14 protein-coding genes are annotated in these 11932 nt (G+C 32.9%); 10 read left to right on the forward strand and 4 right to left on the reverse strand.

Annotated elements, in window-relative coordinates; genetic code table 11:
* Positions 1–49 precede the first annotated feature (49 nt).
* Complete coding sequence (locus CRV04_RS08620; protein WP_128996442.1) at positions 50–1156, reverse strand: citrate/2-methylcitrate synthase; 1107 nt, start codon at positions 1154–1156, stop codon at positions 50–52.
* Positions 1157–1211: 55 nt separating this feature from the next.
* Positions 1212–2096, reverse strand: a complete 885-nt coding sequence (prpB, locus tag CRV04_RS08625) for a methylisocitrate lyase (protein WP_128996443.1) — start codon at positions 2094–2096, stop codon at positions 1212–1214.
* Between the two features lie 185 nt (positions 2097–2281).
* On the opposite strand from prpB, the gene CRV04_RS08630 reads away from it, so the two are divergent.
* The 3 genes from CRV04_RS08630 to CRV04_RS12985 all read left to right on the forward strand — a co-directional run bounded on the left by CRV04_RS08630 (position 2282) and on the right by CRV04_RS12985 (position 4325).
* A complete protein-coding gene (locus CRV04_RS08630) occupies positions 2282–3259 on the forward strand; it encodes a hypothetical protein (RefSeq protein ID WP_128996444.1) in 978 nt (325 codons plus the stop codon).
* A 248-nt stretch (positions 3260–3507) separates the two neighbouring features.
* Positions 3508–3804, forward strand: a complete 297-nt coding sequence (locus CRV04_RS08635) for a DUF4242 domain-containing protein (RefSeq protein ID WP_128996445.1) — start codon at positions 3508–3510, stop codon at positions 3802–3804.
* Positions 3805–3872: 68 nt separating this feature from the next.
* Positions 3873–4325 (forward strand): DUF4242 domain-containing protein, encoded by a 453-nt coding sequence (locus CRV04_RS12985; RefSeq protein WP_228126515.1) that lies wholly within the window; start codon positions 3873–3875, stop codon positions 4323–4325.
* Positions 4326–4379: 54 nt separating this feature from the next.
* Here CRV04_RS12985 and CRV04_RS08645 read toward each other — a convergent pair whose 3' ends face one another.
* Positions 4380–5639, reverse strand: coding sequence for a cytochrome-c peroxidase (locus CRV04_RS08645; RefSeq protein WP_128996446.1), 1260 nt, complete (start codon positions 5637–5639; stop codon positions 4380–4382).
* A gap of 121 nt (positions 5640–5760) precedes the next feature.
* Here CRV04_RS08645 and CRV04_RS08650 point away from each other — a divergent pair, with 121 nt between their 5' ends.
* The 7 genes from CRV04_RS08650 to CRV04_RS08680 all read left to right on the forward strand — a co-directional run bounded on the left by CRV04_RS08650 (position 5761) and on the right by CRV04_RS08680 (position 10978).
* On the forward strand, positions 5761–6390 hold the full coding sequence (locus CRV04_RS08650) for a c-type cytochrome (protein WP_128996447.1): 630 nt from the start codon (positions 5761–5763) through the stop codon (positions 6388–6390).
* A 217-nt stretch (positions 6391–6607) separates the two neighbouring features.
* The gene (locus tag CRV04_RS08655) at positions 6608–7225 is read left to right on the forward strand and encodes a Crp/Fnr family transcriptional regulator (protein ID WP_128996448.1); all 618 of its coding nucleotides are present in this window, start codon (positions 6608–6610) and stop codon (positions 7223–7225) included.
* A gap of 115 nt (positions 7226–7340) precedes the next feature.
* Positions 7341–7910 (forward strand): TetR/AcrR family transcriptional regulator, encoded by a 570-nt coding sequence (locus tag CRV04_RS08660; RefSeq protein ID WP_128996449.1) that lies wholly within the window; start codon positions 7341–7343, stop codon positions 7908–7910.
* Positions 7911–8131: 221 nt separating this feature from the next.
* Positions 8132–8680 carry a cysteine hydrolase family protein gene (locus CRV04_RS08665; RefSeq protein ID WP_128996450.1) on the forward strand — a complete coding sequence of 183 codons (549 nt, stop codon included), beginning with the start codon at positions 8132–8134 and terminating at the stop codon, positions 8678–8680.
* Between the two features lie 191 nt (positions 8681–8871).
* The gene (locus CRV04_RS08670; RefSeq protein ID WP_228126516.1) at positions 8872–9225 is read left to right on the forward strand and encodes an EF-hand domain-containing protein; all 354 of its coding nucleotides are present in this window, start codon (positions 8872–8874) and stop codon (positions 9223–9225) included.
* Positions 9226–9272: 47 nt separating this feature from the next.
* Positions 9273–10193, forward strand: a complete 921-nt coding sequence (locus CRV04_RS08675; RefSeq protein ID WP_128996451.1) for a bile acid:sodium symporter family protein — start codon at positions 9273–9275, stop codon at positions 10191–10193.
* On the forward strand, positions 10190–10978 hold the full coding sequence (locus tag CRV04_RS08680; RefSeq protein WP_128996452.1) for a class I SAM-dependent methyltransferase: 789 nt from the start codon (positions 10190–10192) through the stop codon (positions 10976–10978). The genes CRV04_RS08675 and CRV04_RS08680 overlap by 4 nt, the downstream gene beginning before the upstream one ends.
* Here CRV04_RS08680 and CRV04_RS08685 read toward each other — a convergent pair whose 3' ends face one another.
* Positions 10979–11884: a DMT family transporter gene (locus CRV04_RS08685; protein ID WP_128996453.1), complete on the reverse strand. Its 906-nt coding sequence runs from the start codon at positions 11882–11884 to the stop codon at positions 10979–10981.
* Positions 11885–11932: the final 48 nt, after the last annotated feature.

Below are 11932 nucleotides of genomic sequence, written 5' to 3' on the forward strand. Positions count from 1 at the left end.
TTTGTTCAGTTTGGTGTTGATACCCCAAGGGGCAGATAAGAGAGAGCTCTTATCTGTCAGCAAGCGCTACGAACGCTCTTGGTTCAGGACCAGTATACTCAGAACTTGGTCTGATGATTCTGTTGTTAGCTCGTTGTTCAAATGCGTGAGCAGCCCATCCAGCAGCTCTTGACATAATAAATAGAGGCGTGTAGTATAATCTTTCAATTTGCATGTAGTGATAGATTAATCCACCGAAGAAGTCGATATTGTCTGGAAGACCTTTTTCAGCTTTTACTTTATCTCTGATTGCTTTAGCAATATCGAACAGTTTAGGATCAGAAGTCTCTAACTCTTTTAACTCTTTTGCTAACTCAAATCCAATAGGAGATCTTGGGTCTAATTCTCTGTAAACTCGGTGACCAAATCCCATGATTTTCTCTTTTTTAGCGAACAATTTATCAACTTCAGCCAATGCATGCTCTACGTTATCAAATTGTAATACGAATTTAATGGCAACTTCATTTGCTCCACCATGTAAGTGACCTTTTAATGTACCAATACCCGTTGTCATACAAGAGTAGATGTCTGATAAAGTTGATGCAGTAATTCTGTTTGCAAATGTTGAAGCATTGAATTCATGCTCAGCATACAGAGTTAACATAGCATTCATTGCTTTAACTTCTACGTCAAAAGGTTTTTTTTCTTTTAATCTTTCAACAATGAACCCTGCCATTGTTTGCTCTTCAGAGATTAAATCAATCTCTTTACCGTTTACGTGCCAGTGATGCCAGTAAACTAAGAATGATGGAAATGCACCTAAAAGTTTAGTGATTTTGTCCATTTGATCAGAAAAATCTTCTGCTTCTGGGAATACACATCCGTAAGCTGAAGTTGCAGTTTTCATTACATCCATTGGGTGAGCTGATGCTGGGATCGCTCTTAATACTTCTTTTACTGCAGCAGGAAGTTGTCTTGCTTCAATAATTTTGTCTTGGAACAGTTTTAACTCTTTTTTGTTTGGTAATTCACCTACTAATAAAAGGTATGCTACTTCTTCGAAATCTGCTTTTAAAGCTAAATCTGCGATGTCATAACCTCTGTAGTTAAGTCCGTTTCCTAATCCACACGTACAAATTGACGATTGTCCAGCTGTTACACCTGCTAATCCACTCATATTAATTCTCCCTTGTTGAATTTAAAATTAAAAAATTTCGATTTTTATTGTAATGTTATTTTGCTTTACCTTTAGCAAATAAAGCATCCATTTTTTTCTCATAGTCATGATACCCTAACATATCGTAGAGCTCCATTCTTGTTTGCATTGTATCAAGAACACCTTCTTGTGTACCTTTGTCTTTTAACTCTTGATATACAGCAAGCGCAGCTTTGTTCATTGCTCTGAATGCTGATAATGGGTAAAGAACCATATCAATTCCAACTTCTGCAAGCTCTTCAGTTGTGAACATTGGTGTTGCACCAAATTCAGTGATGTTTGCTAACACTGGTACTGACATTTTTTCAGTAAACTCTTTATACTCTTTTAATGTATGGATTGCTTCAGCAAAGATTGCATCTGCTCCCGCTTCAACGTATGCTAATGCTCTGTCAACTGCAGCTTGTTGACCTTCAGAAGCGTGTGCATCTGTTCGTGCAATGATATAAAAATCTGGGTCTAATTCATTTTTAGCATCCACTGCTGCTCGGATTCTGTCACACATTTCTTCTGTTGAAACCAACTCTTTGTTTGGTCGGTGACCACATCTTTTTGCAGCAACTTGATCTTCAATATGTAAACCAGCTGCACCAGATCTGATAAACTCTTTAACTGTACGAGCCACATTAAATGCATGTCCCCAACCAGTATCAGCATCTACGATTAATGGTGTATCACAAATTGAAGTGATTCTTCTAACATCAATACATACGTCTTCGATCATCGTCATACCTAAATCAGGTAGACCATAAGATGCGTTTGCAATACCTCCACCTGAAAGGTAAATTGCTTTGTGACCCACTTTTGTAGCTTGTAATGCTTGGTAAGCATTAATCGTACCTACAATTTGTAGAGGTTTTTCTTGTGCAAGTGCTTCTCTAAATCTTTTTCCTGCGCTCATCATATGACATTCCTTATGTTAAATTTCAGTTGAGTTTATTATACAGGATTAAACAATGTTAGAGGTGTATAGTTTTTGCAAGGATAAATACATTTTTTTTACATACTTCTATTTTATGTACATATTTTGTTCTTATGTATAATTATGGTACAATAAATGAATATTTTTTGACAAAAAGGTAAAAAATGTTTTATAAAAACAGCATTGAAAAAATCATAGAAATCTATAATCGTTCCCATTTAAGTATATCAAAATTTGCTTCACTCATTCAAAAAGACAGACGCACTGTTACGTCTTGGATTGACCAAATGAGCGATATTGAACCTTCTTCAAGTGTTAAAGAGAATATTTGTAAAACTTTCAGGTACCCTGATTATATTTGGGAAGAGGGGTGTATGGGTGAAGACTTTTTAAAATCCATCACACAAATTCCTCAAAAAGAGGTACGAATCATTGATGAAGACTACACTGGACGCTTAAAATACATCATGGAGATGGAACAAAACCGACGATTTGTCATACAAGCACAGTTTCCTGGACCCATGTATCGAGACTCTGCTGTACAAAAAGTGTACAGAACAAGAACAAGTGCAGAGATAGAAGAGCTTAAACAAGGACGAATTGATCAGATGCTTCGATATGACTATGATACTACTGAATGGTACTCGATTAAATCTATTTTGTCGTTTTGTTTTGCCAGCATTGGAAACTTCTATACCAAAGAGGAGAAGATTGCTATTTTGGATCTGATATATGAATTGTTTAATAACAACTATAATAAAAAACTGTTTCTATTTGACTCATTCTCACGAAAAATTTATGGAATGGAAACGACCTATATCTCTATCAATGTCAAACAAAAAGTGCTGTTTTTTAAATCGCCTATTGAATCGGTGTTTATTGAAATAAGAAATAAAAAACTCGTAGAGCGTATGCACAAATACTACTCTTCTCCAGTAGAAGCACCAACGCATGTCAACTTTTTAGAATCTGTAAAAATTATCAAAATTTTACAAGATGCGCTAAAATACAACAACAGTTTAGAGCAAGCCTATGAAACGATTAATCGTACAACCGATTATGGTGAGCTGTTTTACAACAACTTAAGTATTGATTTACAAAAAAAAGTAACGCCTCCTAAAGAGGGACAAAGAAGGAACTAGTGTGAGAGTTCTCTTTCCCCCCTCAAACTTGGTGTTATGATAGAAAGTTTGAATTAGTCATTACTTATTAGGTGGCTCCTTCATATATTTTCTATCAAGCCGGGAATCTAAAACAAATAAAAACTCTGTAAATGAAGACAATTATTCTCTTGTATTGTGATTCTCATCACAGAATAAATTTTTATATTTTTCTACAATTATTCTGATGTACATCAAAAACTAATTAGAAAATCAAATAAAGGAAAAAAATGAGTAACCTAAAGTTTTTCATTGATACACATGACAAAAATAGTGAGACTTTTCCAGCCAGTATTACACCTGAACAAATGGAAGGTTTTTATCAAAAGTATGAAGCTGCTTGTGCCCAAGAAGGTGTAATCTCTCTTCGAATACATGTAGGCTTTGAAGATGGAAAAGCATTCTGTTTTAATATGGCACCTAATGTAGAAGCTGTCAAAAGAGTCCACGATAAAGTTGGATTACCCTATGAGAGTATCACAGAAGTTAATACCATCACTCCAGGTGACTTAGCACTATTAAGTTAATCCAATCATATTTACTTGTAATGCCATTTGGCATTACAAGTACTCCAAAAATTCATAAAGGAATCAAAATGAACCATGATAATTCAACCAATGAAATTATGGATGATGAATTAAATCGACGAGAGTTTATTAAAAAAGCAGGCATAGTAGCTGGAATAGTGGCATTATCCTCTCCTCTTACACCACTGACACTCAATGCCAGTAAAATAAAGAAAAATCTAGTTGAAGGTAAGATGAAGTTTTTTATTGATACCCATGATAAAAATACTCAAACTTTTCCAGCAGATATTACACCTAAACAAATGGAAAGTTTTTATCAAAAGTATGAAGCTGCTTGTGCCCAAGAAGGTGTAATCTCTCTTCGAATACATGTAGGTTTTGAAGATGGAAAAGCATTCTGTTTTAATATGGCACCTAATGTAGAAGCTGTCAAAAGAGTCCATGATAAAGTTGGATTACCATATGAGAGTATCACAGAAGTAAATACTATTACACCTGCTGATTTAGCTTTATTAAACTGATTTTATTGATACTTGTAATGCCCACTTGGCATTACAAGTTAATTACTTTATTTATTACTTAAGATATTCTACAATTTCACCATCTACTGATTTGAAAAATGCAACCAAATCATCAATCTCTTTTGGCGTTAATTGATTTCTGGTTTGGTGAACACCCATAAGATTAATGGCATCTTGAAGTTTATTTACACTTCCATTATGAAAGTAGGGTTTTGTTTGTACAATATTTCTTAATAAAGGTACTCGAAAATATTTTTCCTTACTCTTTGAACCCAAAAAGTCTCCTTTATTTTCAAAAGGAAATGGTATTTTTGTGATGATACTTTTTTTAACTTCTGTTTGATTATTTACATGACAACTGTTACAGGCTGTTGATGTCATAACTTTTAACCTCTGATTATCAACAATTCGATGAAAAAAACCTTTATCCATCAATTTAAAATCTTCAAAGCCCATTGAATACTTTATATAATCAATTTTTTGTTCATTAGTATTAAAGTTTTTATTTTTTAACATGCTTAATACAGTAAAGTAATTTCTTTTTATTTGAGCAATTCTTTGAGGTGTGGTTAGACTCCAAATATGATGATATGTTAAGGGAAACTTTCTAATTTCTTGTCCTCCAAGTCCTATGCCATTATGACAACCTACACAGCCTTTTGTAATAAATAGATTTAAGCCCTCTTTTTCATTCGAACTTAAAGCATTTTCATTACCCGTTAAAAACTTATCATATCTTCCTTTTGTAACCAAAGTCTTTTCATAAACTGCTATAGCCTCTACAATTTTTTCAAAAGAAATTTTATCACTTCCAAAAGCATATTTAAAAAGTTCTTTATATGGTGTTTTTTCTTTTATTCTTTTTTCTGCTAGTTCAGGTGTTATTGCCATTTCAAATGGAGCTTGAAGAGGACCTTTCGCCTGTTCTTTTAAAGTATCAGTTTCCCCATTCCAAAACAGTTTTTTTGAAAAAGCAGTATTTAAAACAGTTGGTGTATTTAAATGGAAAGGATTTTTTAATCCTTTATGTCCTATTGCTGTTGGAATTCCATCGGCACCACCTTTTTTAAAATTATGACATGAAGCACAACTGATATCTCTGTTTTTGGATAACTCTTTTTCAAAAAATAACTTTTTACCCAATACTACTTTTTCTTTTGATACATTTTTATACTCTAGTTTTAACTCAAGTAATAATGATTCAAGATCACTTGGCACTGGTCGCAGCCCATTTTTATAAGCTTTTGTAATAAGTTCAAAATCCTCAGTTGCAAATAGACATATACTCATTAGTATTATTAATATGCATTTCATATTTTCTCCTTTAGTTGTTCTAATCTTAGTTAAAAAGTCTGTTTTGGTTTGTGATAGCAATCACATAAAAAAATAAAATTAGCAGATATAGTTTTATAAATAGACAATAAGGAGAAGAAAAATGAAATATATCATTATAGGCGGGATTACAATTATAGTTACATTATTAATATCAAAAGTATACACAGTAGTCAATTTAATGTATTTTAATAAATATCCTGAACAAAAAATAAAAATTGTACAGCAAAAATCAATAGATACTCAAATAGTCAAAACAGGAGAAAATTTATATATGGTTTATTGTACTTCCTGTCACGGGCAAGATGGTAAAGGAAATAAAGGTAAAGCGCATGATCATACAAAAAGAATATCTAAAAAATCAGTGATTCATGCTATAGAAAATGGTGCAAAGAATTTTATTAGTCACTACTCGTCAGCTATGCCATCAGGGCTTATTGATAAACATGAGATAAATGAAATTGCTCAATATGTTGCAAAAGGATTCAAAGGAACAAAACCAAAATTATGGGATAGATGTGCTTCATGTCATGGAGAGAATGCACAAGGCATTGCATATATAGCACCTAATATTAAAAACTATACTGATGATTTAATCATGACAATATTACATGATGGAAAAAAAGGAGCTATTGGTACCATGCCAAGTTTTAAAGGTAGATTAACTATGGCTCAAATGAAATCTATTGCGATGTATATTAGAGAATTAGGGAAAAAGTATGACAAACTGTAATCTTACTTTTTTTGGAGTCATATTAAGACTGATTGTGGGTTTTTCTTTAATTTATTATGGATATCTAAATAGTAACTATTTTATCTTAGTTATTGGATTTATTCCATTACTTAGATTGAGTTACTATTTTTTATTTGTAAAAAACAGAAATGTTAGTAATTAATAATGCTATAAAAACCTTTTTGCCACAATAACAATATAAAACAAAAGGAAAGTTATGGAACTTTTAGATTATCACTGTTTTAATGGTTTAAATGAACAAGAACAAAATAAAGTAATGCAAAATGCAAGAAGTGTGATTATTCCAAGTGAGCATATTCTATATTATACAGGAGATATTTGCAACGATGTACTATTTTTAAAAAGTGGAAGTGTAAAAGTATATATTCAACCTAATGAAATTGGGGTTGAAGAGATGACACTTTATGAATTAAATAGTGGTAGTCAATGTATAGTAAATCTTTTTAGTACCATCAGCTCTTCGGCTACATTAGCAACAGCACAAACCATTACTCCAATTGAAGGTTGGTTAATACCTAAAGAGACGGTATTATGGCTTATCAATACTTCTCCTGCTTTTCGTGAGTTTAAAATGGATATTTTTGGTAAAAGGTTAAACTCTTTAATAGCTTTGATTTCAGATGTTAAATTCACTACTATTGAACAACGGTTATTGAACTGGTTATATGTGCAAGGTCGAGATAGTATCAAAATCACCCATGACAAAATTGCTTCAATCATTGGAGTGACTCGAGAAACAGTAAGTAGAAATCTTAAAAAACTTGAACAACAAGGATATATTAAATTGGGTCGAGGAGTAATAGCACTTACATAGACTCCTATTTTGTTCAAAGTACTTAACTCAAAGTTTTTTGAATAACTATAAAAATAGTATGTAGTTGACTGATTGTTCAACTCATGCTACAATATAAAAAAACAAAGGAGTCTTATTGCCAACAAGTAAAGAACATTTATTACGAATTGCCTTTGAAGAGATTTATCACAATGGTTACGCAGCAACATCGGTGGATAAGATTTTAAAAAAAGCCAATATGAACAAAGGAAGCATGTATCACTTCTTTAAATCAAAAAAAGAGTTGGTGCTGGCAGTGATTGATGAGCGAGTAAAAAACTATATTGAAGATAAATACTCAGTACTTCTTAAAGTTGAGAATAATATCTGTGAAGCTTTGATGGATTTAATCAAAGAGAGAAACAGTTTTGATTTCTCTTGTGGTTGTAAACTTAATAACTTAGTACAAGAGCTCTCACCTAAAGACAGCGATTTTAAAATTGCACTGGAGCGTGTGTATATCAAATTTGAAAGCATCATTGAAGAGGTTTTAAACAAAGCCGTTGCTAACAATGAAATCACCCACTCTGATACAAAAGCACTCTCTATGTATGTGGTTGCTTCCATTGAAGGGTGCTTAGGTACAGCTAAAAAATCACAAGATGGAACGTATTTTCATACGTGTATCTCTCAACTTGAATATTTTCTAAATACCCTTAAAAAATAGATTATTTAAAAAAACTTGACTAATCAGTCAAGTTTCTGCTATAGTGTTAATTGACTAAACAGTCAAGTATTTGATGGATGATATTTTTACAAGGAGTATCTCATGTCACAAATAATTGGAACCCTTATATTATGCACATCATTGATTTTACTCATTGTTATGACTCTCAGTGAAAAAGTCTAAACGATAGATGCATATGTAGGAATAAAAAAGGAAAAAAGATGAATAAAGCATTGGTCATTATTGATATTCAAAATGATTATTTTAAAGAAGGAAAATGTGAATTGGTGTGTTCAAAAGAAGCGAGTTTAAATGCGCAAGCTCTTTTAAATGCATTTCGAATAAAAAAATTGCCCATCATTCATATACAACATGTGAATATACGGAAAGGTGCAACATTTTTTATGCCCAATACGCAAGGAGTAGAGATACATAAAAATGTGGCTCCCAATAGCAATGAAACAGTGATAAAAAAACATTATCCTAACAGTTTTTTAGAGACCAATTTGGAAGATGTTTTAGAATCTTTGAAAGTAAAAGAGTTAGTCATATGTGGAATGATGAGTCATATGTGTGTCGATTCAACGGTTCGTGCAGCTTTTGATAAAGGGTATGTGTGTGAAGTGGCACACGATGCATGTGCAACAAAAGATTTAACGTTTAGTGATAAAGTTGTCTCAGCTAACGAGGTGCATCATGCTTTTATGGCAGGGTTAAATTACCTTTTTGCCAAAGTCAAAAGTACACACGAGTTGTTGCCATTGATTTAGAGTTTAAAAGGGATGGTTTTATCTTTTATTTCTGTTTAGCATAACCGCCATAGCAATGGCTGAAACTATGTGAATCTTTTTTAGTATTATAGTTATATGCATTGTTTATTCGAGATTTATTTTTACTCCTTGATGTGCTTTTATTTTTAAAAAGAGTATAATAAAAATAGAGAAAAAATAAGGAGTATATCATGAAAACGCAACTGAAAATAGGTGCACTTTTAGTGTCATTATTCTGTATTGTGCCATTTGGTTTGAGTGCTGAAAATATGCCTGTACGTGGACCCATGTCATTTGAGATGTATGACGTGGACAAAGATGGTTTTATCAGTGAAAAAGAGTTTTATGACGTTCGTGCAAAACGTATGGAGCAAAAAGCCAATATGGGAATGCCCATGAGAAATGCAGGCAATGCCCCTGATTTTAATGCTTTTGATAAAGATAAAGATGGTAAAATCAGTGAGCTTGAGCTTTTAAAAGGTCAAAACGAACGTATGCAAGAAAACAGAGCTAATAAGGGCTTCAAAGGAAATATGCAACAATAGAGTATGAATTTTTCATACTCTATTGAGTATGATGACTTAGGAGTTGCATGTTAAAAAAAAGTGTTACACTTTTCCCTCTTTGGGCTATTCTTTTTTCCCTTTTATCATATCTTCAACCCAACTTAGTTGTTGGCTTTAAAAGTTGGATTATTCCACTGCTTATTACCATTATGTTTTGTATGGGAATTACCCTTAAAATTGAAGATTTCAAACGTGTATTAAAACGTCCTAAAATGATCGCTTTGGCTGTTTCATTGCAGTTTTTATTGATGCCATTGGCAGCATTTATTATCTCAAAATTGTTTGAATTATCGAATGAACTGTTAGTGGGGATGGTGCTTGTAGGAGCGGTTTCAGGTGGTACGGCATCTAATGTGATTGCTTATTTAGCCAAAGCAGATGTGGCTCTTTCTATTACCATGACAGTGGTTTCTACACTGCTTTCTATTATTGTGACTCCTTATTTGACACTTTTGTATGTGGGGCAAACCGTACCCGTACCGGCAACAAGTATGCTTTTAAGTATTTTAAAAATTGTCTTTATTCCCGTGGTTGTGGGTCTTATTTTAAATCATTATTTTCATCGTTTTATTGATAAAAGGCATGATTTCTTCGCATTTTTATCAATTATAGCAATTGTATTTATTATTGGTATTATCATTGGATTAAATCAACAAAAAATCGCCACCATTGCATTGTCATTGATGTTGGCTATTATTTGCCATAATTTTGTGGGATTAGTGGGTGGTTTTTATATCACCAAATGGTTTGGCTTTGATTATAAAAGTTGTAAAACCGTCGCCATTGAAGTTGGGATGCAAAACTCAGGATTGGCAGTGGTATTAGCCATGAAATATTTTACCGCTTTAGGCGCATTACCTGGCGCCATTTTTAGTATTTGGCATAATATCTCTGGTTCAATTATTGCAGGGTATTGGGTGAAAAAAAGTGAAAAGGAAAACAGATGAATTACCAAGATATTGATTTTAATGAGTTGTATAAGAAACAAAAACAAGCTTCAACATTTAAACTCAAAGATAGACAAGCATGGAATAAAAAAGCACCTTCTATGAATAAAAAGATTCATAAAAGCATTTATAACGACGAACTGCTTTCTCACATCAATTTTGATGAGTGTTCCTCTTTTCTTGATGTGGGGTGTGGAGTGGGAAATATCAGTATCAAAGCAGCCCAAAAAGTGAAACAAGTGTATGCTTTGGATTACTCTGATGTGATGTTGGAATTGTTGAATGAAAACATGCAAAAACAGAGTGTGCAAAATATCTCACCTATACAAGCTTCTTGGGAAGATGATTGGAAGGATATTCCAGAAGCTGATATAGTTTTAGCTTCACGATCAATGGAAGTTGTGGACATGAAAGATGCCCTAACAAAAATCAATGCTAAAGCCAAAAAAAGAGTCTATATCACCTATAAAGTGGGTGGCAGTTTTGTAGATAAAAAAATCTTAAAAGTGCTAAATAAACAGATATTTGATAAACCCGATTATATCTATGTATTAAATATTTTATATGGCATGGGTATTAATCCAACACTGACGTACTTAAAAAGTGAAGGGCGACGAGAGCAGTATGACTCCAAAGAAAATTTTATAAAGAGCGTGCAATGGAGTCTGGATACGTTAACTTCACAGGAGATTGAGAAGCTTGAAGACTATTATGATGGTTTAGATGATGAAGATGCTCAAGCGGAACAGTATAACTACTGGGCACTGATTGCTTGGGAGAAGTAATCAGCGTTTACGTTTTAGAAACAGTGAAAAATAAATTCCACTGAAAATAAATACCACTCCTAAGAGGTGGTAGAATTTTGGCATTTCATTTAAAAAAATAAAAGCCAGAATGGCACCAAAAATAGGCATAAGGTGTGTGAATTGTCCTGTTTTTTCGGCCCCGATTTCTAAAATTCCATGATTCCAAAAAAGAAACGATAAAATAGAGGGAAAGATAATAATAAAAGCAATAAAGTGCCAATGCAGTTTCACTTCAATCCAATCATAGGCAAAGTTATCAGTATAGATAAAATAAAATGGACTCAGTACAATCAAGCCTATGGTGACCGTTGTTGTGAGAAACTGCAAGGGATTGAGCGTGATTTTTTTATAACGCAACAGTACGGAGTACATGGCCCAAGACAAAGAAGCCAACATCACAAATAAATCACCTCTGTTGAGTTCAAACGTGCTGATTTTTTGAAAGTCCCCTTGTAATACAATAAAAACAACCCCAACCGTTGAAGATGCAATTCCTAAAAGTTGGTATCGACTGATTTTATCTTTTAAAATAATAAAAGCCAATACAAGCACTAAAATAGGGAAAACAGAGTTGATTAACAATGCATTCGTAGCCATGGTATCTTGTAAGCCAATATATAAAAACGTATTAAAGCAACTCACAGAGAGTATGGAGAGTATGCTTAAATAGATGAAATCTTTTTTTAAAGCCTGCATGATGGGTTTAAACTCTTTAATTAAAAAAGGCAAAATACAAAAAAATACACCCATCCATCGGTAAAAAGCCAAAGTTATGGGAGAGAGTGCATCGTGTAAGTATCGTCCTAAGATAAAGTTTGCCGACCAAAAAAGCACGCACAGTGCTAAAAGTGTATAGATTTTAATGTGTTCATAATTTGTTTGCATGTGGCATTTTAATATATCTTGGATTGAAGTTATATAAAATTTTTATAT

Source organism: Candidatus Marinarcus aquaticus (assembly GCF_004116335.1).
GTDB classification, from domain to species: Bacteria; Campylobacterota; Campylobacteria; order Campylobacterales; family Arcobacteraceae; genus Marinarcus; species Marinarcus aquaticus.